The organism is Stenotrophomonas sp. YIM B06876 (assembly GCF_030711595.1).
Lineage (GTDB): Bacteria > Pseudomonadota > Gammaproteobacteria > Xanthomonadales > Xanthomonadaceae > Stenotrophomonas.
Window position 1 is genome coordinate 47,826 of sequence record NZ_JAUJUJ010000014.1, and the last position, 24,356, is coordinate 72,181.

21 protein-coding genes, 1 pseudogene and 1 riboswitch are annotated in these 24,356 nt (G+C 63.3%); of the genes and pseudogenes, 10 read left to right on the top strand and 12 right to left on the bottom strand.

All coding sequences use genetic code 11. From position 1 onward, the window contains the following. Positions 1-187 precede the first annotated feature (187 nt). The 5 genes from QZH66_RS07845 to galE all read left to right on the top strand — a co-directional run bounded on the left by QZH66_RS07845 (position 188) and on the right by galE (position 5,052). Entirely contained in the window at positions 188-1,123 is a 936-nt protein-coding gene (locus QZH66_RS07845) for an O-antigen ligase family protein (RefSeq protein WP_305805395.1), read from the top strand. Next, positions 1,120-1,830, top strand: a complete 711-nt coding sequence (locus QZH66_RS07850; protein WP_305805396.1) for a WecB/TagA/CpsF family glycosyltransferase — start codon at positions 1,120-1,122, stop codon at positions 1,828-1,830. Before QZH66_RS07845 ends, QZH66_RS07850 begins: the two co-directional genes overlap by 4 nt. Before the next feature lie 94 nt (positions 1,831-1,924). Continuing rightward, complete coding sequence (locus tag QZH66_RS07855) at positions 1,925-2,854, top strand: glycosyltransferase family 2 protein (protein WP_305805397.1); 930 nt, start codon at positions 1,925-1,927, stop codon at positions 2,852-2,854. Further along, a complete protein-coding gene (locus QZH66_RS07860) occupies positions 2,851-4,023 on the top strand; it encodes a glycosyltransferase (RefSeq protein ID WP_305805398.1) in 1,173 nt (390 codons plus the stop codon). Before QZH66_RS07855 ends, QZH66_RS07860 begins: the two co-directional genes overlap by 4 nt. 54 nt (positions 4,024-4,077) lie before the next feature. Further along, a complete protein-coding gene (galE, locus tag QZH66_RS07865) occupies positions 4,078-5,052 on the top strand; it encodes a UDP-glucose 4-epimerase GalE (RefSeq protein ID WP_305805399.1) in 975 nt (324 codons plus the stop codon). Positions 5,053-5,141: 89 nt separating this feature from the next. Here galE and QZH66_RS07870 read toward each other — a convergent pair whose 3' ends face one another. Beyond that, positions 5,142-5,798 carry a phosphatase PAP2 family protein gene (locus QZH66_RS07870; RefSeq protein ID WP_305805400.1) on the bottom strand — a complete coding sequence of 219 codons (657 nt, stop codon included), beginning with the start codon at positions 5,796-5,798 and terminating at the stop codon, positions 5,142-5,144. Positions 5,799-5,948: 150 nt separating this feature from the next. Here QZH66_RS07870 and QZH66_RS07875 point away from each other — a divergent pair. Next, positions 5,949-6,306, top strand: a pseudogene (locus tag QZH66_RS07875) (M1 family peptidase); the annotation flags it as partial. A 38-nt stretch (positions 6,307-6,344) separates the two neighbouring features. Here the strand turns inward: QZH66_RS07875 and QZH66_RS07880 are convergent. The 6 genes from QZH66_RS07880 to gcvP all read right to left on the bottom strand — a co-directional run bounded on the left by QZH66_RS07880 (position 6,345) and on the right by gcvP (position 12,910). After that, entirely contained in the window at positions 6,345-6,773 is a 429-nt protein-coding gene (locus tag QZH66_RS07880) for a type II toxin-antitoxin system death-on-curing family toxin (RefSeq protein WP_305805401.1), read from the bottom strand. 9 nt (positions 6,774-6,782) lie between these two features. Continuing rightward, the gene (locus tag QZH66_RS07885; RefSeq protein WP_305805402.1) at positions 6,783-7,004 is read right to left on the bottom strand and encodes an AbrB/MazE/SpoVT family DNA-binding domain-containing protein; all 222 of its coding nucleotides are present in this window, start codon (positions 7,002-7,004) and stop codon (positions 6,783-6,785) included. 166 nt (positions 7,005-7,170) lie between these two features. Further along, positions 7,171-7,338 (bottom strand): hypothetical protein, encoded by a 168-nt coding sequence (locus tag QZH66_RS07890; RefSeq protein WP_305805417.1) that lies wholly within the window; start codon positions 7,336-7,338, stop codon positions 7,171-7,173. Positions 7,339-7,383: 45 nt separating this feature from the next. Beyond that, positions 7,384-8,193 carry a hypothetical protein gene (locus tag QZH66_RS07895; RefSeq protein ID WP_305805403.1) on the bottom strand — a complete coding sequence of 270 codons (810 nt, stop codon included), beginning with the start codon at positions 8,191-8,193 and terminating at the stop codon, positions 7,384-7,386. A gap of 126 nt (positions 8,194-8,319) precedes the next feature. Further along, a complete protein-coding gene (locus tag QZH66_RS07900) occupies positions 8,320-9,765 on the bottom strand; it encodes an XVIPCD domain-containing protein (protein WP_305805404.1) in 1,446 nt (481 codons plus the stop codon). A gap of 226 nt (positions 9,766-9,991) precedes the next feature. Continuing rightward, positions 9,992-12,910 (bottom strand): aminomethyl-transferring glycine dehydrogenase, encoded by a 2,919-nt coding sequence (gene gcvP, locus QZH66_RS07905; protein ID WP_305805405.1) that lies wholly within the window; start codon positions 12,908-12,910, stop codon positions 9,992-9,994. 106 nt (positions 12,911-13,016) lie between these two features. Continuing rightward, positions 13,017-13,117, bottom strand: a riboswitch (glycine riboswitch). A gap of 304 nt (positions 13,118-13,421) precedes the next feature. Between gcvP and QZH66_RS07910 the strand changes: the two genes are divergently transcribed. Both QZH66_RS07910 and QZH66_RS07915 read left to right on the top strand, forming a co-directional pair. Next, positions 13,422-14,672 carry a multidrug effflux MFS transporter gene (locus QZH66_RS07910; protein ID WP_305805406.1) on the top strand — a complete coding sequence of 417 codons (1,251 nt, stop codon included), beginning with the start codon at positions 13,422-13,424 and terminating at the stop codon, positions 14,670-14,672. A gap of 71 nt (positions 14,673-14,743) precedes the next feature. Then, entirely contained in the window at positions 14,744-15,151 is a 408-nt protein-coding gene (locus QZH66_RS07915) for a hypothetical protein (protein WP_305805407.1), read from the top strand. Positions 15,152-15,217: 66 nt separating this feature from the next. Here the strand turns inward: QZH66_RS07915 and QZH66_RS07920 are convergent, their stop codons facing one another. The 5 genes from QZH66_RS07920 to QZH66_RS07940 all read right to left on the bottom strand — a co-directional run bounded on the left by QZH66_RS07920 (position 15,218) and on the right by QZH66_RS07940 (position 22,126). Then, entirely contained in the window at positions 15,218-17,236 is a 2,019-nt protein-coding gene (locus QZH66_RS07920; RefSeq protein WP_305805408.1) for a M2 family metallopeptidase, read from the bottom strand. A 70-nt stretch (positions 17,237-17,306) separates the two neighbouring features. Beyond that, positions 17,307-17,735, bottom strand: coding sequence for an EamA family transporter (locus QZH66_RS07925; protein ID WP_305805414.1), 429 nt, complete (start codon positions 17,733-17,735; stop codon positions 17,307-17,309). 130 nt (positions 17,736-17,865) lie between these two features. Then, the gene (locus tag QZH66_RS07930) at positions 17,866-19,530 is read right to left on the bottom strand and encodes a phosphoethanolamine--lipid A transferase (RefSeq protein WP_305805409.1); all 1,665 of its coding nucleotides are present in this window, start codon (positions 19,528-19,530) and stop codon (positions 17,866-17,868) included. Beyond that, positions 19,527-20,192, bottom strand: coding sequence for a phosphatase PAP2 family protein (locus tag QZH66_RS07935; RefSeq protein WP_305805415.1), 666 nt, complete (start codon positions 20,190-20,192; stop codon positions 19,527-19,529). The genes QZH66_RS07930 and QZH66_RS07935 overlap by 4 nt, the downstream gene beginning before the upstream one ends. Positions 20,193-20,416: 224 nt before the next feature. Continuing rightward, a complete protein-coding gene (locus QZH66_RS07940; protein WP_305805410.1) occupies positions 20,417-22,126 on the bottom strand; it encodes a glycosyltransferase family 39 protein in 1,710 nt (569 codons plus the stop codon). 161 nt (positions 22,127-22,287) lie between these two features. Here QZH66_RS07940 and QZH66_RS07945 point away from each other — a divergent pair, with 161 nt between their 5' ends. Together QZH66_RS07945 and QZH66_RS07950 are read left to right on the top strand one after the other, a co-directional pair. Further along, a complete protein-coding gene (locus QZH66_RS07945) occupies positions 22,288-22,992 on the top strand; it encodes a response regulator transcription factor (protein ID WP_305805411.1) in 705 nt (234 codons plus the stop codon). Continuing rightward, positions 22,989-24,269 (top strand): HAMP domain-containing sensor histidine kinase, encoded by a 1,281-nt coding sequence (locus QZH66_RS07950; protein ID WP_305805412.1) that lies wholly within the window; start codon positions 22,989-22,991, stop codon positions 24,267-24,269. Before QZH66_RS07945 ends, QZH66_RS07950 begins: the two co-directional genes overlap by 4 nt. The last annotated feature ends 87 nt before the right edge of the window (positions 24,270-24,356 follow it).

Here is a 24,356-nt window from a genome sequence, read left to right on the forward strand (position 1 = left end):
TCAGGGCGCGATTGATGAAGCTGGCTTTGACGAAGGCGTGAACTCCACCTTGGTTTTCGCGGTTTCCTACCTTTGGATATTGGCAATACCATGTCTTTGGAGAGAGTTTCGATCACAAATTCACTTGTCTAGTGGGTTCGCGCTAATTTTACTCGGATTGTGTTCTTTTGCTTGGTCGATAAGTCCCGTGGATACCATAAAGGATTCCATGAAACTCATTGCTATCTATCTTCTCGCTGTCTCTCTCAGGTCTAGGTGGAGTGCAGAGGCGATGCACCTTGTGCTTCTTTGCTTTTCAGCCGTTATTCTCGTCCTGTCATTCGTCACAGCCATAGCACTCCCGAGTTATGGGACAGCAGCGGGCGTGCATGAGGGCGCATGGCAAGGAATATTCCTGCACAAGAATCAGTTCGGAGCATTTTGCGCCATCAGCCTTATTGTCAGCCTATGCGCTGCCGGGCAGCGAGAGCACACTAAAACCTCTATCGTCATAATAGCTCTTTCCATGGTTGGTATGCTGCTATCAAGGTCCGGAAACGCCATCGTTACAGCCGTGGCTACCGCATGGTTTGCGTTTGGTATCTTCACCATAAGCAGATTTGGCCGAAGTACTGATCGGCTTCTGGGCTGGCTCTTCTTCACGGGCGCAACAGTAGCTATCTTCTTGATGGCATACCTCGCGATTGACGTCCTCTTCGATCAGCTCCAGAAGGATAGGTCGCTTACGGGCAGAACGTCCATATGGCCTCAAGCGATTGCTGGGATTGCTGAGAGCCCGGTATGGGGGCATGGCATCGGAGCGTTCTGGAGCGAGCGTGCGTACTTCGTCAATACTGGCGAGTCTTACGTCATTCCACATGCCCATAATGGGTACTTGGATCTCCTTCTGGATCTCGGGGTAATAGGGGGACTGGCCTTCTTAGCTTTTTTATCGAAGTTCATAAAAACTCATATTTATAGAGGAAGGATGCAGCGAGGAAGTATGCTTCCGCTAACTATTCTCGTATTCATCCTGGTGGCTAATATCGCCACCTCGAGCTTGTTTTCTCCGAACTACTTCTTGTTTCTCCTTTTTTTGCTCTTGCCGCGCCCCACTGCAAGCTACAAAAGGAGCTGTCCGTGAACATTTTAGGACTCGTTTCTGCCGTCAAGTTAGATGGCGCTATGGGGTGTACGACGTTTCTTAATCATTACAGTTATCTCGTTCACAAGCGGTGTGGCACCCGCTTGGACGCTTTCGATGCTATCCATGTAGATGGCATTGCAATGGTATGGCTACTTCGCGCTTTCGGAGTCAGGGCTAGTAGGCTAAGTTTCGACTACTCGTCAATTGCTGATGCTGTTTTTCAATGGCTTGAGATGAATAGGAAGACTTTGTTCATAGCAGGGGCGCAGCAGGGTGAAATTGTATCATTCGTGACCTGCCTGAGAGATCGATATCCCGCAATCTCCATTGTTGGGTTCGAGAGTGGTCATTTTGAAAGTGATACTAATCGCGCCAACTGTATTGCTAAAATTGTCGACCTGAAGCCAGACGTCCTCCTTGTCGGTATGGGTGCTCCGCTTCAGGAGGATTTTATTATTGATGTCCTAGATAAGGGGTGGTCGGGAGTCGCGTATACATGCGGAGGTTTCATTCATCAAACTGCGGCCAAGGGCGGAAAATACTATCCGCCGATCTTCGATCGCCTTCACTTGCGCTGGCTCTATCGACTGATCGATGAGCCAAAACTTTGGAAACGTTACTTCATCTCATACCCGGTAGCATCTGCTCATCTCATAAAAGATGCGATCGTCCTCCGAGTATTTTCAGCTCGGCGTTATCGTTAGAGAATACTCCGCGCTCTCGCTCAGTAATGGCCTGGTGTTCGATGCGAGTTTTTCTGCTTGGAAAGGATAGCTATTCCGAAAAGAGGGATTTAGTTTGAGTGAGCTTCATGGAAAAAAAATTAGCGTTGTCATTACACATTACGATCGTTTATTTTTATTAATTCGTGCTGTTGATTCCGCTCTCGCTCAGGGGCCTCTTGTTGGCGAGATCATCGTAGTCGACGACTGTTCACCGACCTTGACGGAAGCAGACATTCTCTCAGCACTACCTAAATCTACCCTTCTGCGCGTTCTTAAACTTGAGCGTAACGCGGGAAGCCAGAATGCGCGGAGCGTCGGTGTCAGGGCCAGCCGCTTCGGGATAATCGCCTTGCTGGATTCCGACGACGAATGGCTCCCTACGAAGCTTTTCTACCAAGTTGAATACATGCGTCGTGGCTCTTACGACCTTTGCGCTACTGCTTTCTATAAGTGCTTTGGCTCGGAAGATCTAGTTTGCGAACGTTCTATTCCCTATAGGGGAAGTGGAACGGAGTACCTCTTGAAGCAAGGTGGGCACCTTCAGACAAGCACGATGTTGATGACTAGAGAGCTTGCAGAATCGATTGGATTTCCAAAGGAAGTTCGGAAGTTTCAGGACTGGGACTTCTTAATCAGATCCGAGTTGTCTGGATTCCGCATCGGTTACCTGAGCGACCGCCTCTCCGTCTATCATTTCGGCCACGGCGGGCAAATGACTGGATGTCCGGATTCGAAGGCAGTTCGCGAGTTCCTTTCGAGACTTGCTCATGAGCTGCATCCTCGCATTTACTTTTTTGCACTTAGTCGAACTTTAGCAAGAACTGAGATTGAGAGTGGTAGGATCACAGATGGATTTCGCACGTATTTCTCCGCATGTGTTGCGCACAGGTTTTTTGATCCTATCGGATTATTGAAGTTGGTCCGCAAATCGCTTATTGCCCTTAATGGGAATGTCCGTCGCCGCACTCGGCAGTTCATCAGTCTGCGCAAGAATCCTCAATGAAAACGATGCTGATCGTGTCTGACGTCGCCTTCTCTCCAGCCAACGAGGGCAATCGCAAGCGTATTTCTGATCTCATCGAGGCCTATGAGAAACTAGGTATTGATGTAACGGTTATCCTCATTGAGGGCACTGGCAATATCGAGGAAATGCGTAAAAGGCTTGGTGGAAGGCTTCTGGTCTGTCATCGCTCGCCCATAGAAAGGTTGAGGATTCTTTTTGGGCGAATTCTGCGCTTTGGAATGGGACTTATCGGCATGCATAGGTGGAGGAACTATCCGCTCGATTCATGGGGCTGCAAGGCAGCGCAGTCCGCAGTGCGGAGCCTAGGCGAAGGAAAGGCTTTTGATTTCGTCCAGTGTCAGTATCTTTACTTAAGTGCATGTCTGGAAGTGGCTAACGATAATTCCATAAAAATTATCGACACTAACGATTTGATGAGTGATCGGTGGCGGATGTTTCCCCCGGATGAGGTCCCAAACGTATGGTACTCACTAAGCAAACGTGATGAACTTGTCGGCTGCAGACGGGCCGATGTTGTTCTGGCAATTTCGCGCACCGACCAACGCCACTTTAATGATTTGGGAGTTATCGGCGTGGAGTTGTGTGATTTCATTGCTCCGCCTCGCTCTCTATGGTCACCTACATCGCGGAGGGTCATATTTCTCGGCTCAGACAACAGGATGAACCGATCAGGATTGCGCTGGCTAGTGGAAGAGGTCCTTCCGCTCGTGCTGCGCGAAGCGCCTGATTTTCGTCTTTCAGTGGCGGGACGGGTAGCAGCCCATTTTTCCAAGCACGAAGGCATCGAAATCGTCGGTGAATTTACTTCTCTGGATGAGCTTTTCGCGGATTGTAGATTTATGTTGAATCCAGTTTCGCTGGGCACAGGACTTGCAATAAAGAATTTAGACGCATTGAGCCGAGGCATTCCAATCATTTGTACGACTAACGCAGCACGGGGGATCGAAGAATTCTGTGGAAGGGGGGTTGCCATCGCTTCGAATGCAATCGATTTCGCCAATTTGGTTGTCGATCAATGGCGTAACGTCGATGTTCTTAATAAGCAATCAGAGCTTCTTGGTCTGGCGTATGGAACGGCATATGCCGCAAGCATGCGACGGCTAGCTACGATATTCGCACGCGCCGATGAAGAATCGGCGCAGCGCTAGAGCGTGGTTGGTAGGCCACGGCATGGAAAATTTCTCCACTAGAGAATTTCAATAATGAGTGTTTTGATCTGCGGTGGCGCTGGCTATATCGGCAGCCATATGGTGCGGTGGTTGACCGAGCGTGATCATGAGGTGATGGTGTTAGACAATCTGTCCACCGGGCACCGGGAGGCGGTGCAATGGGGGCAGCTGGTTGAGGCGGATCTGATGGATCCCGCTTCGTTGGATCGGGTTTTCGCAAGACGGAACGTCGATGCGGTGATGCATTTCTGCGCGCGGTCGCTGGTGGGTGAATCGGTAGCGCAGCCCTATGCTTACTACGCCAACAACGTCACTGGCACGCTCAACCTGCTGGAAGCGATGCGTCGGCATGATGTGAAGCGTTTGGTGTTCTCGTCCACCGCAGCGGTCTTCGGCAACCCGGTAGCCGATGTCATTGATGAAGAGCACCCCAAGACACCGATCAATCCTTATGGTGCTAGCAAGCTGATGGTTGAGCGCATTCTCACTGATGCTGCGGAGGCGTACGGCTTGCGCTCAGTGGCGCTTCGCTACTTCAACGCAGCCGGTGCTACCAGCGATGCTTGCATCGGCGAGGCGCACGCCTGTGAAACCCATTTGATTCCCAATGTACTGAAGTCAGCACTGGGCACCGGTCCGGCACTGAAGTTATTTGGCGACGACTACGCCACGCCGGACGGCACCTGCGTGCGTGATTACGTGCATGTGGAGGACTTGGCACAGGCCCATCTGTTGGCGGTGGACTACCTGCAGGACCATCCGGGCGCGCACGCCTTCAATCTAGGCAACGGGCGTGGATTCTCGGTGCGTGAGGTAATCGAGACTGCTGCGACAGTGGTCGGAAACTCCATCGATTACGAGGTGGCGCCACGTCGCACGGGTGACCCTGCCGTACTGGTGGCATCCAGCAGCAAGGCGCGCGAGCAGCTGGGGTGGACGCCGGCGTGGACCGAGCTGGGACCGATAATCGAAAGTGCCTGGCGCTGGCATCAATCGCAACCCTGGTAACAACGATTATTTTTGAAAGCGGTGCGGCCATCCGCTGAGGTGGCGATTGAAGGTGGAGCAGACGCTGCCGGGAGGTGCGTGCTGGGGCACTACCTGTTGGTCCGGGAGTCATGCTGACCAGCAGTTCGCCATTGCTGGCGATTCACCGGCTTGTCGCTTCCCGAAAAGGTCTTCCCAATCTGCGCGAACCAGTCCTCGGTTCGCAGTAGTTTGGAATAGTTGTGCGACGGGACCAGCTGGCTGGTGGCCAGCGCGGCTATCAGCAGTGTGATGGACACGCTTATCGGCAAGTGATGGTTACGCAGCGTGCGTAACGCATAGGCGGCAACCGCGCCGCCCAGCAGCGCGCCCGCAATTACTTCCGACCACGGGTGGGCGCGCAGCTCCACCCGCGAGAAGCCGATCAGCAGAGCGAACGCGATACCTGAAACGGTGAGCGCCACGCGTAGTCGAGGGCGCGTGGGCGGTGCCAGCAATGCCGCGGCTACCGGCCAGCCAGACAATGCCAGCACGGTGTGGCCGCTGAAGCAGGTGAGGTCCCACGCGCGGATGCCGGTGCCCCAGGCGTAAAACGCGATCTTGCTGGCGGCGGTGATGGCTGAGGCCACAGCCAATGCCAGCCACCAGTGCAGCACCGGGCGCCAAGGCTGGCGGGTGGCGAGCAGCGCAAGACCGAGCGCCAGGCTCATCGGGAAGATCCACAGTGCGCTGCCGGGGGCGATAAGCCATTGCCAATCCCATTTCATTCAACACAGTCCTTTGCGGGCAAAACAAGGGCGGCAGTGTCGCACGTGAGGCAATGACGGTCTTTTGCCTGGTCCATCACCGCGCGCAGGTGCATGCCGGAGGAGACCAATGTAATGACCTGCTGAAAACCTGCCGAGGTGTTACTGGATCTGCGCCGCACCGTGCTGGGCGTGGTCGCGCGCAATGCCGATGCCGCCACTTGGACCAGTTGCATGCAATGGCGCGGCAGGAGACCTCGGCAATGGCCCGCGACCATGCCGATCTGGCGTTCGACTTTGAGCTGGTCCATCGCGGGCAGAGGGACAGGCTGGTGGACTCGATCTCGTGTGCCGGCTACCACCCGGAGCTGGGTGCAAGCCCCGGCAACCTGCAGATGGTCGACAAGATCAAGGCCTATGCCGACCGGTACATCGCGCCGCGATGCGGAAACGGCGATCACCGGCATCCAGACCCGCTTGAAACTGCAAGCCGCAGATCGACGCGTGGCTGAAGAAAAACGGTTGCTGACGCCAGCGGTGGACGGGGGGCGACGGTTGCGCCCCGCCTCAGTCCGGAAAGTTCGCGCGCGATTCCTGCACGCCGGCGCGGGCGCGGATGCGGATGCGCGGACGCAGCCAGACCGCGAACTCGGCTTCGCTGATGGAGTCTTCTGCCAGGCCCAGGTACAGCGGGTAGAGTTCGAGGTCTTCGGCGTCGAGCTCGCCGCCATTGAGCATGATGAACACTTCGCAGGCAACGGCTGCCATGCGTTTGTTGCCGTCGACGAATGGATGGTTGCGCGCCAGGCCATAGGCCAGGCTGGCCGCCAGATCGGCAAGATCCGGCGGCGGGTCGCCATAGGCATGCAGTTGCTGGGGGCGCGCGAGTGCGGAATCGAGCAATTTGTCGTCGCGCACGCCACTGGCCCCGCCATGTTCGGCCAGTTGCCGCTCATGGACGGCGAGGGCGAATGTGCGACTGATCCAGATGATCACGCCGGCTCCTTACTGCGCGAGCTTGTGCAGCAGGGTGCGGCGCTTGCGCATCACCGCCTCGGCCACTTCCATCTGCGCGGCAAGTTCCGGGTCGAATGCGCTCAGGCGGATGCCGTCGGGGGTTTCCAGCGCGTACAGCTCGTCGCCTTTCTCCAGGCGCAGGCGCGCAAGCAGTTCCTTGGGCAGGATGATGCCGGACGAGTTGCCGATGCTGGTGATCTTGAGTTTCATGGCGGGAATTCGGGGGTTGTTATAACGGACGTTATCACCTGGTGGTGGTGCGGACAAGCGGGCGAGGGGTGGGTTGGGCAATCGCAGGCTTCCGGCAGTACGGATCGCCGGAAAGAAAACGGCCCGCTCGCGCGGGTCGTTTCATCTGCTGCAAGCCTCGGCCCGATCAGGCTTCGACTTCATCCTTGTACGCATCCACCGGGATGCAGGCGCACATGATGTTCTTGTCGCCGTAGACGTTGTCCACGCGCGCCACCGGCGGCCAGTATTTCTGCTGCTTCAGGCTGGCCAGCGGGAAGGCGGCCAGCTCGCGCCGGTAGGCGTGGGTCCACATTTGCCACGCGCATCGGTGAGGTGGTTGTTCAGGTCGACGGCTTGCCTACGGGGGTGTTACGAAAATGTCGTCCTTAGGGCATCGCCAGGGATCTTTCTGCGGAGGATCCACCGGGCACGGCCATAGCGTGGCTGGCACGGTGGCGCGGGTTTCGAAGTGGTCGCCGTTCCACAGCAGAAAGCCCGCATGGACATAGTTGCCCGAATCGAAAGTGTGTGCATCCTTGGGCAGGGGATTTTCTGGATCTGACTCGACGATCCAGCGCGCCACCGGCACGGTATCCAGACGGGAATCATCAAGAAACGGTCCGCTTGCGCCCAGTTGTTCATAGCGCTTGAGCGCGACTTTTCCCAACACCTGCTCCGGTGGCGTCAATTGTGCGGTGACGTCTTCGATAGGCTGGCCGGCTACCTTGCGGTAGGCGCGCAGGCCGCTGCTTAGTCGGCTCGTGAGCGAATCGGCACAGTGATTCATGGCTGCTGTGTTGGTTGGGGATGGAGAAATCTCTCTCGATAGTTTGCAGGCGACGCTTACATCAACCAGATAGCCAGTGGTTCCCGGCGTTTCGGATTCAAACGTGCGGACCCAAATGAAATAGGGAAAGTAGGGATGGCTGGAGGCGCTGATGCGCCTGTCTGGAAGGTGGGCCACCCGGGGAACTTTGACTATATAGGCAGGAGCTCTCGCGAGTACGTATTCCAATACGGTCCTGGGGATGTGCAGATCCTCCGAGGGGAGCGACAGCAGGGTCCCTGCGATATCGGCAGGAAATTGCTGCATGCGCATGTCGGTGGGAGGGCGTCGGCTGTTGAGGCCGGGAGGGCCCGGCAACGGGGGAATGTCGGCCTTCGCCACGGACTGGACGGATACTTGCAAAGGTTCCGGATTACCCGGGGTTGCAGACGATGAAGCGGAAGCTCCCAATAGGAACCACAGGAATAGGGCACCGGCAATGTGCCTTACAGGTGTGCTGTTCATGAATCAGTGGCCCCGGACATGTGGTGGGTGGTGTTGCTGGTCCTGTTCCATCGAAGGGAAAGATTGCATGGCCTGTTCCTGAAGTTGGCGCAGGCTGATGTCGATGGAGGTTGTGGCCAGTTCGGCTGCGGAAATGGCTATTCGCACTGCAGCAGGGTCAGTGACGCCACCTTGCACCAGGAACAGCGTTTCGCCCGCGGCCCGGGTGGCGGTGGCGTTGTTGACCACGATCTGGTCCACGCGGGTAATGCCCCTGGCCTTGGCTTCGTGCAACAAAACCAGGCCATGGACCTCGGCCCTTTCGGTATGGAGGCCGCCCAGCGCTTGCAGGTGAGTGTCGATCTGACGCAGCAACTGATGGTCGGGATGCTGCGACATCCGCGGGTCATTGACGGAATTCAACGGTGTGCGGGTATCGATGTCGCGTGCCAAGGTTTGCTCCGGTGCCACCGAGGTCAGAACATACTGCCAGCGGGTTTGCCCGGGTGTGCCGCGCACGGTAGCAACGAAGGCATCGTAGTCGTCGTTTTCGATGGTCTGGCAGCCGGCGGAATCGGTGTTGTACTTGCCGCCCCGGTGGATCTTGAACGTGTTGTTGAGGTGCTGCACGCCCTGCACGTCGCGCGCGTCGAACCAGCCATCGCCGTTGCTGTCGCGCTCCACGCGATTGGTTCCGGCCACTATCGCAGTAGGGCTGGGGCGCAGCGAAAAGTCATCGGGGAAGCGCGTGCGCGGGTGCGTGGTGGCCAACATCTCGGTGGTGCCTTCGGCCAAGCGCCCCAGGTCCCGCACGCCATCGCCGTTGACGTCGCTACCTTGGGTCTTGGGACGGGTGATGACATCCTCGAAACCCGGGCTGCGCACCACGGTCTTGGCATGACCATCGTATTGCGCGGTGGGTTCGGTCGTGGCTTTGTGGAATTCCTGGGCGTGGCGTTCGCCGCTCGCGTCGGTCCACAGCACCACGATGCGGTCATCGTAAACACCGTTGCCATGGGAGTTTGGGGTACCGTCCCGCGATGTGCCTTGTGTGGTGCGGTTTTCCTGACGCAATCCCAGAATCACCCTGTCCTGTCCGGTCAACGTCTCACGCGCTGCGTCATTGCCGCCGATGGCTACGATGCTGGCATATATATCGTGCAACTGGGCTTGCGTAAGCCTGTCGGTTTCGGTGTCGGAAGGAAAACGAGGCGGAAGCCGCGCTTGTGCCACCCGGTCCAGCAGGGGTTGCACGATAGCGGCATCAGGAACAGGGATATTGTTGGCTTGGCGCAGAGTGGCAAATTGCGCTTCTGCACGGGATGCGACAAAGCGGTCCAGCGCCTCCTGGATTACCCGGGGCTGGCCGTGGCGCAATGTTTCAAGATGGGCAGCGGCATGACGCGCGCGGCCCTGCTGCAGCAGCGCGACGACTTCATTGGCTGAGGTATTGATGTCGAACTCTGGCATGTCCCGGTCCTTGAGTCAGATGGGGCGATCCGGATCCTTCGATCGCGTTTATGTCATGGAATCGCCGGGGGTTTCTGTAGGAGAAGTCCCTGTCCCAGCGTCCCAGTCGACGCGTGATCCTCCTGCCGGCAGGGTAGTGCGACGGGGAAGGGAAATCTCCGCGCCAAAAACAGAAAACCCCGCCGAAGCGGGGCTTTCTGTTTACCTCATCCGGAAGCCTGTCGGATCAGGCTTCCACGTCATCCTTGTACGCATCCACCGGGATGCAGGCGCACATGATGTTCTTGTCGCCGTAGACGTTGTCCACGCGCGCCACCGGCGGCCAGTACTTCTGCAGCTTCAGGCTGGCCAGCGGGAAGGCGGCCAGCTCGCGCGGGTAGGCGTGGGTCCACTCGCTGGCCGACACCTGGGTGGCGGTGTGCGGGGCGTGTTTGAGCGGGTTGTCCTCGCGGTCCAGCGTGCCGTCTTCGATTGCGGCGATCTCTTCGCGGATCTGGATCATCGCGTCGATGAAGCGGTCCAGCTCGTGCAGCGATTCGCTCTCGGTCGGCTCCACCATCAGCGTGCCGGCGACCGGGAAGCTCAGGGTCGGGGCGTGGAAGCCGAAGTCGATCAGGCGCTTGGCCACGTCTTCGGCGCCGATGCCGGTGGCCTTCTCCAGCGGCCGCACGTCGAGAATGCACTCGTGCGCGACCAGCCCGTTGCGGCCGGTGTAGAGCGTCTTGTAGTGCGGGGCCAGGCGGGTGGCGATGTAGTTGGCGTTGAGCAGCGCCACCTGGGTCGCCTTGCGCAGGCCGGCGGTGCCCATCAGGGTGATGTACATCCAGCTGATCGGCAGGATCGAGGCGCTGCCGAAGCTGGCGGCGCTGACCATGCCGACGCGGTTGGAGGCCGAAAGATCGCCCCCATCCGCGCTGCGCGCACCTTCCCCCGCAAGCGAGGGAAGGGGGAGTTCTTTGGGCAGGAACGGCGCCAGGTGCGACTTCACCGCACACGGGCCGACGCCCGGGCCGCCACCGCCATGCGGGATGCAGAAGGTCTTGTGCAGGTTCAGGTGCGACACGTCCGAGCCCCACTTGCCGGGCTTGGCCACGCCGACCAGCGCGTTCATGTTGGCGCCGTCGGTGTACACCTGGCCGCCGTGCCGGTGGATGATCTCGCAGATCTCGACCACCTCTTCCTCGAACACGCCGTGCGTGGACGGGTAGGTGATCATCAGCGCGGCCAGACGGTCGCTGTACTTCTCCGCGTTGAGGCGGATGTCTTCCACGTCGACGTTGCCGTTGGCATCGGTCTTGGTGACCACCACCTTCATGCCGCACATCTGCGCCGAGGCCGGGTTGGTGCCGTGCGCCGAATCCGGGATCAGGCAGATGTCGCGATGGCCTTCGCCGCGCGAGCGGTGGTAGGCGCGGATCGCCAGCAGGCCGGCGTATTCGCCCTGCGCACCCGAGTTGGGCTGCAGGCTCACCGCGTCATAGCCGGTGCATTCGACCAGCATCGCTTCCAGCCCGTCGATCAGCTCCTTGTAGCCGGTGGTCTGCGCAGCCGGGGCCAGCGGGTGGATGTTGGCAAACTCCGGCCAGGTCACCGGGATCATCTCGGCGGTGGCGTTGAGCTTCATGGTGCAGCTGCCCAGCGGGATCATGGTGCGATCCATCGCCAGGTCCTTGTCGGCCAGCGAGCGCAGGTAGCGCAGCATCTCGTGCTCACTGTGGTGGGTATTGAACACCGGGTGGGTCAGGAACGCGCTGGTGCGTACCAGACCGGCCGGCAGCGCATCGGCGGTGGCGGCATCCAGCGCCTCCACATCAACGGTCGCACCGAACAGCTGGGCCAGCGCGACGATGTCGGCGCGGGTGGTGGTTTCATCCAGGCTGATGCCGACCGCTTCGCTGTCGATCGCGCGCAGGTTGATGCGGGCCGCGGTGGCCTTGGCGTGGATCGCGGCGGCGTCGATGGCCTTGACGTGCAGGGTGTCGAAGAAATGCTCGCCGACGTTGACGCCGGCGCCGCGCAGCGCGGCGGCCAGGATCGCGGCCAGGCGGTGGGTGCGGCGGGCGATGCGGGTCAGCCCGTCCGGGCCGTGGTAGACGGCGTACATCGAGGCCATCACCGCCAGCAGCACCTGCGCGGTGCAGATGTTGGAGGTGGCCTTCTCGCGGCGGATGTGCTGCTCGCGGGTCTGCAGGGTCAGGCGGTAGGCCGGGTTGCCCTGGGCATCAATCGAGACGCCGATCAGGCGGCCCGGCATCGAGCGCTTGTAGGCGTCGCGGCAGGCCATGAACGCGGCATGCGGGCCGCCGAAACCGAACGGCACACCGAACCGCTGCGAGTTGCCGACCACGATGTCCGCGCCCCATTCGCCGGGGGCGGCGATCAGGGTCAGTGCCAGCAGGTCGGTGGCCACCGCGACCAGGCCATGGCGCGCATGCACCGCGTCGGCCAGCGCCCTGTAATCACCGATGTGGCCGAAGGTGTCCGGGTACTGCAGCAGCACGCCGAAGCTGTCCGCTTCCAGCGCCTCGGCCGGGGTGCCCACGCGCAGCACGATGCCCAGCGGCTCGGCGCGGGTGCGCAGCAGTTCCAGCGTCTGCGGGTGCACGGCGTCGTGCACGAAGAAGGTGTCCGACTTCGACTTGGCCGAACGCTTGGCCAGGGTCATCGCTTCGGCCGCGGCGGTGGCTTCGTCCAGCAGCGAGGCGTTGGCGATCTCCATGCCGGTCAGGTCCGCGCACAGGGTCTGGAAGTTGATCAGCGCTTCCATGCGGCCCTGCGAGATCTCGGCCTGGTACGGCGTGTAGGCGGTGTACCACGCCGGGTTTTCCAGCACGTTGCGCAGGATCACGTTCGGGGTGTGGGTGCCGTAATAGCCCTGGCCGATGAAGGTGCGGAACACCTGGTTCTTGTCGGCGATGGCGCGGATCCTGGCCAGCGCTTCCACTTCGGTCAGCGACTCGGGCAGCGCCAGCGGCGCCGGCGACTTGATCGAGGCGGGCACGATGGCATCGGTCATCGACTCCAGTGAATCGTGGCCGATGACGTGGAGCATCTGGGCGATCTCGGCGTCGTTGGGGCCGATGTGGCGCTCGACGAACGCGGAGGAGTGTTCGAGGTCGCGCAGCGAAACAGTGTTCTTGGGCATGACAGGCGTCCGGAGATGGCGTGCGGCACTGGGGGGCAGGCAAGCACCGATCCGCCGGCCGCGATCCCGCACAGGCGGAATGACGGCGGCAAGCCGGTGGCTTTCCTCGCGCCCCTCTGTCCTTTTGCCTGAGAGTTTGGAGGCCGCATCTGCGGATCTCTTGCCCCTTCGGCGCCGGAATCAACCGGTCTCTCCAGAGTTTTGATACAGGTGGTATCGGGCCTGAGCGATTACGGGCGTTTGCGCCTTCGGCAGCGGGTTGAGCCGCTTCTCCCACCTTGTTGCCCCGCGATTATAGCCCGGTACAGTTCGCCGGCACCGCATTGCCTTACCCTACGCGGCTCCCGCTTCAGCTGCGCGGTGGCCGGTTGCCGGCCATGCGTCGTGCCCGGATGGTTGTCCGGACAATGGGCGGCATGGTGGGCAGTGCCGGCGGCCGCGGCGGGCATTCTTGCTTCTTTGAACCCGCGCCGGTGACTGCCGGCGCCGTTGCGCAACCCTTTGGAAACCCATGCACGCAAGCAAGCAGGTCTCGTTGCGCCGGATCGCACTGCTGGTCGGCGGATTGTCGATGTTCGGGCCGTTCGCCATCGACGCGGTCTTCCCCGCCTTTCCGCAGATTGGACAACAGCTGGGCGCCGACAAACTGGCCATGCAGCAGGTGATCAGCGTCTATCTGCTGACCTACGCCTTGATGAGCCTGATGCACGGCGCGCTGTCCGATGCGCTCGGGCGCAAGCGGGTGATCGTGGCCGGGCTGGTGGTGTTCATCGGCGCCTCGATCGGCTGCGCGCTGTCGCGTGACATGGGCACGCTGCTGTTCTTCCGCGCGCTGCAGGGGCTGTCGGCCGGGGTGGGCTACATCATCGGCCGGGCGGTGATCCGCGACCTGTATGACGGCGACGATGCGCAGCGGCTGATGAGCCAGGTGTCGATGATCTTCTCCATCGCCCCGGCCATCGCCCCGGTCATCGGCGGCTGGCTGCTGGGCTGGAGCAACTGGATGGGCATCTTCTGGTTCCTGGTGGCATTTTCCACCGCGCTGCTGGCGATCACCTGCGTCTGGCTGCCGGAAACCCATCCGGCGCACGCGCGCCTGCCGCTTAAACCCTCGCGCCTGATCCACGACTACCTCGGCATCGCGATGAACACGCGTTTCCTGCGGCTGGCGGCGGCCGGTTCGCTGGGGTTTGGCGGGCTGTTCCTATATATCGCCTCGGCGCCGGCGTTCGTGCTGGATCTGCTGCATCTGAATGAACAGCAGTTCGCCTGGCTGTTCATCCCGACCATTGCTGGCATGGCGCTGGGCGCCTACGCCTCCGGGCGTGCGGCCGGGCGCATGGCCGGCGCGCGGGCGGTGCGCATCGGCTACCTGTGTATCGGCATTTCCACGCTGTTCAATATCGGCTACAACGCCCTGGCCGGGCAGATGACGCTGCCGTGGGCGGTATTGCCGATGACCCTGAATTCGTTCGGCATCGCGCTGATCTTCCCGATCCTGAGCCTGGCCATCCTGGACATGTATCCGCGCCAGCGCGGTTCGGCGTCCTCGATGCAGGCGTTCACCACGCTGGTCACCAATGCCGTGATCGCCGGGGTGCTGTCGCCGCTGCTCAGCCGCAACGGGCTGTATCTGGCGCTGGGCGCCGGCGTCTTCGCGCTGGCCAGCGGCTGCATGTGGAGCTGGGAATCACGCGCCGTGGCCGCCCGCGGCGCGACGGCGTCCGGCCACCGTGCGGCCGAGGCGAACGAGCACGCGTGAAGCGTGTGCGCAGGCGATAGTGGACAATAGCCGCGCCGCCATCACCGGCGGCCGTTCAAGAGCACACACCGATGTCGATCCAGTCCAAGGGCCGCCGCGAGGCGAAGAAAAAGCAGGCCGAGCGCGAGCGCAACAAGGCCGCGGCCAACCCCGAGCCGCAAGCCAAAGTGGAGCCGCATGCCGAACTGCGCGACCAGCAGCGCACGTTGCTGGCCGGCATCGTCCGCCGCGACGGCGAATGGGTGCTGGGCATGGACGGCAAGATCGCCGGTGAAACCACCAGCGCCGCACGGGTGCTGGCCTTGATCATGCAGGCCGCCGAGTTGCACGAGCGCAGCGGTACCCCGGTGCGGCTGATGTACTCCGATGCGCTGAAGGATGCCGCGCACGCCGAGGTGGCGGAGCAGGGCACCGATTTCGACAGCTTCCGGAAAACCCTGGCGGCCGAGCTGTCCGCGGACTCGCGCGCCCGCCACTGAGGCAGCGCGTGCGCAGCAAAAAAGCCGGCCCTGAGGCCGGCTTTTTCATGGATCAGCGCGCTGCTTTCAGTGCGTTGCCGGCTGTTTGGCGGGCGCCGCCGCGGCGGTGGCCGGAGCCGCGGGCGCGGTCCAGCCGCACATCTGGCCCTGGTTCTGCTGCTTCAGCCATTCCTGCACCGGGGTGAAGTACTCCAGCATCGGCGCGGCATCGAGCTTGTCAGTGCCGGTCAGCTCCTTCAGCGTGGCCTGCCACGGCTGGCTGGCGCCCTTGCTCAGCATCGCCCAGAACTTCTGCCCGGCTTCCTTGTTGCCGTAGAAGCTGCACTCGTTCAGCGGCCCGGTGTAGCCGGAGGCATCGCACAGACCCTTGTAGAACTGGTACTGCAGGATGCGCGCCAGGAAGTAGCGGGTGTACGGCGTGTTGCCGGGCACGTGGTACTTGGCGCCGGCATCGAAGAATTCCTCACCACGTGCGGTGGCCGGGGCCACGCCCTGGTACCTGGCCTTCAGTTCCCACCACTTCTGGTTGTACTGGTCCGGGGTGATCGAACCGTCGAACACGCCCCAGCGCCAGCGGTCGATCATCAGCCCGAACGGCAGGAACGACACCCCGCTCAGCGCCATGCGCATCTGCGCGTTGATCGTGGCCTCGCGGCTTTCCTGCGGCTTGCCGACCAGACCGATCGAGTTCAGGTACCTGGGCGTCATCGCCAGCACGATGGTGTCGCCGATGGCCTCGTGGAAACCATCGTTGGCCCCGCCCTGGAACAGCGGCGGCAGCGGGTTGTAGGCCAGGTCGTAATAGATGTGGCCCAGCTCGTGGTAGATCGTGGTGAAATTTTCCTCGGTCGGGGTGATGCACATCTTGGTGCGCACATCCGGGCCGATGGCCTTGCCGTCACCGCCCATGTTCATGTCCCAGGCGCTGGCGTGGCAGACCACGTTGCGGTCCAGCGGCTTAATGAACTGGGTGTTGGCCCAGTAGCTCTCCGGCAGCTTGGGCATGCCCAGCGAGACGTAGAAGTCCTGGGCGCGTTCGGTCATCTGCCGGGCGGTGGCCAGCTCGGCCTCACGCTGCGCCTTGAACAGCTTCTCGACCGTGGCCCCGGTGCCGGCCTTGGCCAGCGCGGTGCCCAGGTTGCCCTGGTACTGCTTTTCCAGCGCGGCGGTGATGTCCAGGCTGCCGGCGCCGGGGTAGGGCTCGAGCATGTCCCACAGGTTGCTCCAGTCCTGCTGCCACATGTTGCCGGTCAGGTGTGCCGGGATCAGGCCGCCGGCCACTTCGCCGCGGTCCTTGCCATAGGCGGTGTCCAGCTTGGCACGGGTGTAGCAATGCAGCTGTTCGTACAGCGGCTTGACCTGCTCCCACAGACGGTCGGTTTCCGGGCCGATCTGGTCGGCCGGCATGTCGTAGCCGCTGCGCCACATCTGCCCGGCATCGGCGAAGCCCATCTCCCTGGCGCCTTCGTTCACCAGTTCGACAAAGCGCTGGTACTCCTGGCGCATCGGCGCGGCGGTACCGTGCCAGCCCTGCCAGGCATCGAGCTGCTTGGCGTAGTCGCGCGAGCGCGCCAGGGTCTGTTCCAGTTCACCCAGCTGCCGGCACTGCCTGGCATCGCCTTCGCCCACGCAGTACTGGCCGGCGCCGTAGTCGCCTTCCATCTTGGTGGCGATGCGGGTCAGCTCGGCCAGCTTGGCCGGATCGCGCGGGGCCGGCATCGAGGTCATCAGCTTGAGCAGGTGGATCGCGCGCGCGGTGTCGGCGCTCATCGGCTGGCCGTCGTACTGGCCGGCCTGCTCGATCCACTGGTTGAGCGCGGTCAGCCAGCGCTCGTTGGCCTTGGCGGCCACGCGCGCGGAGTCGTCGTTGATATAGGTCGAGGACAGCCACTGCGCCGAGGTCATTTCCGGGTACATCGCCTTGTACTCGGCGTTGACCCGGGCGATGAACTGGTCGGCCGATTCGGCCGGTGCGCTCTTGGGAGCGGAGACGGCCGCTTCCGGCGAGGCTTGCTTCTTGCAGGCCGACAGCGACAGCACGGCCGCGCCGACGGCAACGGCCAGCAACAGATGACGATGGTTCACGCGATTCCCCGGTGGTGTTGAATACCGGCGAAGGCTAGAGGGCGGCAACGACGCCCGCAAGTGCGACAGGTCACCGCTTGAGTGCCAGCAACAGCACCCCGCCGCCGATCATCAGCAGGCCGGTCCATTCGCGCCAGCCCAGCCGCTCATGCAGGAAGGCGACGGCGAACAGGGCCACCAGCACCACGCTGAGCTTGTCCACGGGCGCCACCTGCGAGGCCTGGCCCAGCTGCAATGCGCGGAAATAGCACACCCACGAGGCGCCGGTGGCCAGCGCCGAAAGCGTCAGCCAGCCGAGCGTGGAGGCCGGCAGCGCCAGCGGGTTGCTCCACTTGCCGGTGGCCGGGACAAACACCGCCAGCACCACCACGATCACCAGCGTGCGCAGCAGCATCGCCAGATCCGAATCGACGCGCTGCAATCCCAGTTTGGCGAAGATCGCGGTCAGCGCCGCGAACACCGCCGACAGCAGCGCCCAGAACAGCCATTGCGGAAGCATGGTCACCGGATCGACTCCTTGTGCTGGGAGGAACAATGGCGCAAGTGGACGGCGCGATGGTCCCTGTGGAGCACAGCGGTGCTCCGCTGGCGGCTCTTCCGGGACGACAGCGGCCGGGCATGGCCCGGCCCTACCCGAGGGGGCTTTCGCAGCCGGCGAACAGGTCGCGCGAGCGGTCATAGACCGAGGTGCGCACCTGCATCAGCCCCAGCACCGACGGGAACAGGTTGTCCTGGTCGGCGCGTTCGCCGGCGCGCTTGCGCACACAGGCCAGGTCCAGGCCGCGGCCGCTGGCAAAGCCGGGCGAGAACCACATCAGCAGCGGCACCGAGGTCTGTTCCTGCGGCGCGATGGCGTAGGGCATGCCGTGCAGGTACAGGCCCTTCTCGCCCAGTGATTCGCCGTGGTCGGACAGATAGATCATCGCGGTGTCGTAGTCCTGCATGTCGCGCAGGGCGCCGATCGTGCGGTTGAGGAAATGGTCGGTGTAGCGCACCGCGTTGTCATAGCTGTTGACGATCTGCTCGCGGCTGCACTTGCCCAGATCGGCGGTGTCGCAGGTGGGGGTGAAATGCTTGAACGCGGCCGGATAGCGCTGGAAATAGCTGGGGCCGTGGTTGCCGAGCTGGTGCAGCACCACCACCCGGTCACCGGGTTTGGCACGCACCTGCGCGGCAAGGTCGTCGAGCAGGATTTCATCCATGCAGCGGCCGTCGGCGCACAGCCCGGGCGTGCGGGCGTCGTCCAGGCGCTGGATCTCCAACCCTTCGCACACGCCCTTGCAGCCGGACTGGTTGTCGCGCCACAGGGTGCTGATGCCGGCATGTTCAAGCACATGCAGCAACGACTGGTGCGCGCGGATCTTCTTCTCGTCGTAAGCGTGGCGGCCGAACGGGGAGAACATGCACGGCAGCGACACCTCGGTGCTGGTGCCGCACGAATGCATGTCGGGGAAATTGATCGCATCGGTCTGCGCCAGTTCCGGCGTGGTCTGGCGTTCGTAGCCGTTCAGGCCCCAGTTCTGCGCGCGCACGGTTTCGCCGACCACCAGCACCAGCAGGCGCGGGCGGCTTTCCGGGGCGCGGGGCACGGCCTTGGCGTCGGTACCCAGCGGCAGCTTGGGCTGCTTTTTGATCGGGCTGGCGCTGGAGAAATTCTGCTTCAGCGCGATCAAGTAATTGACCGGCGTGGCCAGGTAGCGCACTTCGCGGTGATTGCGCATCAGTGCCGAGATGTCCTGGAACGAGGCCATCACCCCGAGCCCGCCGACCACCGCCACCCCCAGCAGGAACAGCGCGCGCCACAGCAGGCTGCGGCCCCAGCTGCGGCGGCGCAGGCGCACCCGCCACAGCAGCAGCAGCGGGATCAGCGCATAGCCCAGCAGCGGCAGGATCAGCGCCGGGGTCAGCAGCTCGCGTGATTCCTTCTGGTCGGTGGCTAGCACGTTGCGCAGCATGTCCGCGTCCAGATAGACGTTGTAGCTGTTCATGTAATGGGTGGCGAACGCGGTGGCGACCAGCAGCACGGCCAGCAGCGGCTTGGCATTCCAGCGCCACAGCAGCAGGCCGAACAGCAGCGCATGCACGCTGGCCAGCAGCGCGAACAGCGACAGCGCAAACAGCACGTTGCCGGGATGGGTGGCCATCGCGGTGCGCCAGAACAGCGTGTTGCAGGCCAGCGCGAAGAACGTGCTGGCCAACACAATCAGCAGTTCGGTGGAAATCTCCGGGCGCCAACGCCACGTGCCGAAACGGTTCAGAAGAGGAGCTTCGGGGCGGGGAATCGCTGCGCTCATGCCAGGTTTCCAGAGGTGGAGATGGAGGGCGGAACGGATACGGCTTGTGCGGCGTGCATCCGTTCCGGCCGGAGCATCCACAGGTAGAGCGATACCGCGACCAGCCAGCTGATGCCCAGCGACCACAGGTCATGGGACAGGAAGTGCGCGCCGCGCAGCTGCTGGCCGAACCCGAACGTAGCACCGGTCAGCAATGCCAGCGTGAGCATGCGCCAGCGCCAGGCCGGGCGCACTGCCAGCGCAAAGAAGTACAGGGCGACCCAGGCGTAGCCGGCACTGGCGTGGCCGCCGGGAAAGCAGGCGGCAGCCGGCATGTCGGCCGGCCGGGTTTCAAACAGGCCGACAAAGCTGCGCAGCCCGCCATAGCGGCTCAGGTCCCACGGGCAATCCATCTGCGTGACCGATTTCAGCAGCGACACCAGGCCGGTGGACAGCGCCACGGCCAGCAGCAGATACAGCAGCGGCCGCCGGTAGCGGTGCCCGCGGGCATTGAAGCAGGCGCACAGCAGCAGGCCGATCAACCCCAGCGAGGCCAGTACGCTCAGCCACTTGCCGCCCCGGTGGATCAGCTGGCTGGTCACCCACGCCTCCTTGAGCAGCCAGTGCCCGCCTTCCAGCCGGTACAGCAGGTCGGCAAACCACTGGTCGATATTGCCGCCCATCAGCGCCGCGCTGAGGGCCAGCAGCGCCACCACCGGCAGCAGCAGATGGTGGAACAGGAAGTCGCCGCCTGCAGGCAGCGCGGTGGCCGGCAACGCCGGGGGCGGGAGCGGGGAATTCATCGGGCAGAGGCCGGGCCATCAGGATGGATGGCGGCATGGTCGGCCCGCCGATGTCGGAAAGCGGTGGGAGGCGCGTTGGCGGCGTGTAAATTCCGCCCGCCGGTTCAGTCGCCGTCGTCTTCGCCGGTATCGGGCAGATGGGCCTCGCAGCCGGCGCGTAGCGCGCTACCGGGCAGCAGCAGCCACCGGTTGCGGTTGGCGGTGCCGATGTCGATCACCTGCGCCGGGTCCACACAGGGAACCAGCGCCTGATCCAGCACGAACAGCCAGCGATGGGCCGGATCGGCGGTGGCCCAGGCAATGGCGTCGTGCCATTGCGCCGACAGCGGCCGCTTGAAGCCGAAATCGCGCGCGCGCGGGGTCGCCTGCAGCAGGTTCTGTTCGCGCCAGGCCACCATGCCCAGCTGCGCGTCCGGGCCGATGCGCCGCTGCACCTTGTCCATCACTGCCGAGGCCGAGCTGTAGGGGTCCAGCGCCGGCATCAGGCCCAGTCCGTACAGGGCCCACAGCAGCACCGTCGCCAGCACCACGGCCAGGCCGGCGCGGCGCAGTCGCAGCACCGCGACCAGCGCCGCGGCGGCGAGGCCAAAAGCGATCAGCCACCCGCCGATCTGCGGCAGCACCGCCGCATCGATCGCGCGACGGGCGGCGTTGCGCTGGGCCCAGCCGTCTCCGGCCAGGGCATCCAATCCCAGTGCCAGCGTCGCCAGCGACAGCACCGCGACATAGAGCAGCAGCACCCATTGCACGCCGCGGCGCCGCAGCAGGCCGGCCAACAGCGGGGCGGCGGCAACCGCCAGTGCCGGCAGCATCGGGAAGATGTAGACCTCACGCTTGCCGGGGCTGAAGGTGAAGAACAGCAGCACCAGCAGCGACCAGCCAAGCAGCAGCACATAGCGTGGATCCAGGCGCTTGCAGCGGCGCCACCACGCCGGCAGCAGCCACGGCAACAGCAGGCTGCCGGGCAGCCACAGGGTGGCAATCACCTGCAGGTAGTACCAGGCCGGCTGGCGGTGATGCCAGGCGGCGGCATAGCGGGTGCCGGTCTGCTTGAACAGCAGTTCGTGCGCATAGGAATGCAGGGTCGGGTCGGCGCTGTGCAGCAGGGCGATGCCCAGCGGCAGCAACCAGACCGCGGTGCCGGCAATGAAGCAGGGCAGCAGCAGGCTCCAGCGCCAGTCCCGCCCCGGAAGTGCAACCTCGGGGTGCGCGCTGCGCCGCCAGCGCCAGCCCAGCCACGGCAGCAGCACCAGCAGCGGCAGGAAGCCCACGCCCTTGGTCACCGTGCCGACGCCGGCAGCGAACGCGCCGATCGCCAGCGCGCGCCAGTCGGGGCCGCGCAGCAGATGTCGCAGCAGCCCCCACAACGACAGTGTGGTCATCGCCACCAGCACCATGTCGATCTGCGCGCGCTTGGCCATCAGCCCGAATTGCAGGCACACGAACAGCGCCAGCACCGCAAAGCGCGCGATGCGCCGGTTCCACAGGCGCCGCGACAGGTCCCAGGTCAGCCACAGGGTCAACAACGCCGCCAGCAACGAGGGCAGCAGGAATGCGATGTTCCAGTCGCCCACCAGCTTGTAGGCGGCCGCCTGCATCCACATGAACACCGGCGGTTTTTCCGCATACAACTCGCTGCCCCGGTGCGGCAGCAGCCACTGCCCGGTTTCCACCATGGTGCGGGCGGCCAGCACGAAGCGGGGTTCGTCGGGGGGCGAGGGCTGGCGCATGCCCAGTCCCGCCAGCAGGCTCAACACCAGCAGTACCACCAGCAGCAGCTGGCTTCGACGCGAGGACCTACGGGGTGGGTGCATGCTTTTTTTTCACAGGGAGAAGGAGGGAATGATCATGTCGCGGCTGTGGGAAACACGTCGAAGCTTATATACAGGGTATTTCGACACCACTCCGACGGTGGCTGCCGCTAGGATGCTTCACTTCTGCTGTCCCCTGCCGGGGCTCTTTCCGGAATTCTTCCATGCGGCTGCTGGTCATTGAAGACAATCGCCACCTGATTGCCAACCTGTTCGACTACTTCGAAGCGCGCGGGCATGTGCTCGATGCGGCGCCCGATGGCGTGACCGGATTGCATCTGGCGGTGACCCAGACCTATGACGCGCTGATCCTGGACTGGATGCTGCCGCGCATGGAGGGGCCGGAGGTGCTGCGTCGGCTGCGCGAGGAACACCAGTCCGAGGTGCCGGTGATCATGCTCACCGCGCGCGACGAACTGCCGGACAAGATCGCCGGTTTCCGCGCCGGGGCCGACGACTACCTGACCAAGCCGTTCGCCCTGCCCGAGCTGGAAGTGCGGCTGGAGGCGGTACTGGCGCGCACCCACGGCCGCACCCAGAGCCGGGTGCTGCAGGTGCATGACCTGCGGCTGGACCTGGCCACGCTGGAGGCGCAGCGCGGGGGGCGCACGCTGCACCTGTATCCGGCCTGCCGCAAATTGCTGGAAGTGTTGATGCGCGCCAGCCCCGCCGCGGTGCCACGCGAGCGTCTGGAGTACGCGCTGTGGGGCGATGAGCCGCCCGACGGCGACATGCTGCGTTCGCATATCTACGAGCTGCGGCGCAGCGTCGATGGCCCGTTCGCCGAGAAGCTGCTGCATACCCTGCCGCGCGTGGGCTATCGGCTGAGTGCGCCGACCGCTGCCATGGATGGAGAGACCGCACGGTGAAGCGTCCGACATTGCGGCGCAAGCTGCTGGGGTGGCTGGTCGGCTATCTGGCGTTGCTGACCCTGGTGGTGTTCAGTGCGGCCAACTACGTGCATGAACATGCCGAACATTCGGTGTGGCGCGCGCTGCTCAATTCCGAGTTGGACAGCATCGTGGCGCACATGCGCACCGATCCGCACTACCGCTGGCAGGACTCGGAGACCATGCGCCTGTACGGGGTGCCCGGGGCGGCCGCGATGCCGGAAACCCTGGCGGATCTGCATCCGGGCCTGCACGACGGCACCCTGGTGGATGGGCACAAGAGCGCGGTGATGGTGCGGCAGACGCCGGACCTGGGGCGTGTGGTGCTGGTGCTGGACATCACCGATTTCGCCGAGCTGGAGGGCTTCATCACCCGTCTGGCGCTGCTGGCCGGGCTGGCAATGGTGGCGGTGACGCTGCTGATGGCCTGGCTGGGCATGTCGCGACTGGTGCGGCCGCTGTCTGCGCTGGCTGGCAGCATCAGCGCGCTGCGCCCGGAGCAGGGCGGACAGCGGGTGCAGGTGGATGCGCGCGGCAGCGCCGAGCTGGAAGTCATTGCCCATGCACTGAACGACTACCTGGACCGCAACGAGCATTTCGTGCAGCGCGAGCGGATATTTATCAGCACCGCCAGCCATGAGCTGCGCACGCCGATCGCGGTGATCACCGGGGCGGCCGAACTGGCGCTGGAACAGGCCGACCTGCCGCCGCGTGCGCGCCAGCAGGTGCAGCGGGTGCGCGCCACCGCGGCCAACGTGGAGCAGTTGATCCAGCTGCTGCTGGTGCTGGCACGCGAACCGGCGCGGCTGGCCGCACTCAACGAGCGGCTGGCGCTGGAGCAGCTGCTGCCGGAAATCATCGAGGACCATCGCCATCTGGCCGCCGGCAAGGAGTTGACGGTGGTACTGGAGCCGACGCCGGCCTGCGACATCCTTGCGCCGATGGGCGTGGTGCAGGCGGCGATCGGCAACCTGCTGCGCAATGCGATCGAGAGCAGCGACCGGGGCAGCATCCGCGTGAGTCTGGATGCGGAGGCGGTGGTGACGATCGACGACCCGGGCCACGGCATGTCGCCGGAGGAAATCGCCGCGGTCTACGCGCAGATCGCGCGCGGGGAGCGCAATGCCCGCGCCGGGATCGGTCTGGAGCTGATCGCGCGGCTGTGCGAGCACCTGGGCTGGAAGCTGGATATCCAGTCACGGCCGGAGCGGGGCACGCGGGTCATCCTGGACATGGGCGCATCGCGGCCCACGTAACGCGGGCAGCGCCGCGCTGGAGCCGGCCGATGTGGCGCGGGCCAGCGCCCCGCTGGAGCCGGCCGATGTAGCGCGGGGCAGCGCCGC

Excerpts from the sequence above, each read along its gene's own strand:
- QZH66_RS07860 (WP_305805398.1), top strand. The coding sequence starts at position 2,851 with ATGAAAACGATGCTGATCGTGTCTGACGTCGCCTTCTCTCCAGCCAAC.
- galE (WP_305805399.1), top strand. The coding sequence starts at position 4,078 with ATGAGTGTTTTGATCTGCGGTGGCGCTGGCTATATCGGCAGCCATATG.
- QZH66_RS07870 (WP_305805400.1), bottom strand. The coding sequence starts at position 5,798 with ATGAAATGGGATTGGCAATGGCTTATCGCCCCCGGCAGCGCACTGTGG.
- QZH66_RS07885 (WP_305805402.1), bottom strand. The coding sequence starts at position 7,004 with ATGAAACTCAAGATCACCAGCATCGGCAACTCGTCCGGCATCATCCTG.
- QZH66_RS07890 (WP_305805417.1), bottom strand. The coding sequence starts at position 7,338 with ATGTGGACCCACGCCTACCGGCGCGAGCTGGCCGCCTTCCCGCTGGCC.
- QZH66_RS07900 (WP_305805404.1), bottom strand. The coding sequence starts at position 9,765 with ATGCCAGAGTTCGACATCAATACCTCAGCCAATGAAGTCGTCGCGCTG.
- gcvP (WP_305805405.1), bottom strand. The coding sequence starts at position 12,910 with ATGCCCAAGAACACTGTTTCGCTGCGCGACCTCGAACACTCCTCCGCG.
- QZH66_RS07910 (WP_305805406.1), top strand. The coding sequence starts at position 13,422 with ATGCACGCAAGCAAGCAGGTCTCGTTGCGCCGGATCGCACTGCTGGTC.
- QZH66_RS07915 (WP_305805407.1), top strand. The coding sequence starts at position 14,744 with ATGTCGATCCAGTCCAAGGGCCGCCGCGAGGCGAAGAAAAAGCAGGCC.
- QZH66_RS07925 (WP_305805414.1), bottom strand. The coding sequence starts at position 17,735 with ATGCTTCCGCAATGGCTGTTCTGGGCGCTGCTGTCGGCGGTGTTCGCG.
- QZH66_RS07930 (WP_305805409.1), bottom strand. The coding sequence starts at position 19,530 with ATGAGCGCAGCGATTCCCCGCCCCGAAGCTCCTCTTCTGAACCGTTTC.
- QZH66_RS07935 (WP_305805415.1), bottom strand. The coding sequence starts at position 20,192 with ATGGGCGGCAATATCGACCAGTGGTTTGCCGACCTGCTGTACCGGCTG.
- QZH66_RS07940 (WP_305805410.1), bottom strand. The coding sequence starts at position 22,126 with ATGCACCCACCCCGTAGGTCCTCGCGTCGAAGCCAGCTGCTGCTGGTG.
- QZH66_RS07945 (WP_305805411.1), top strand. The coding sequence starts at position 22,288 with ATGCGGCTGCTGGTCATTGAAGACAATCGCCACCTGATTGCCAACCTG.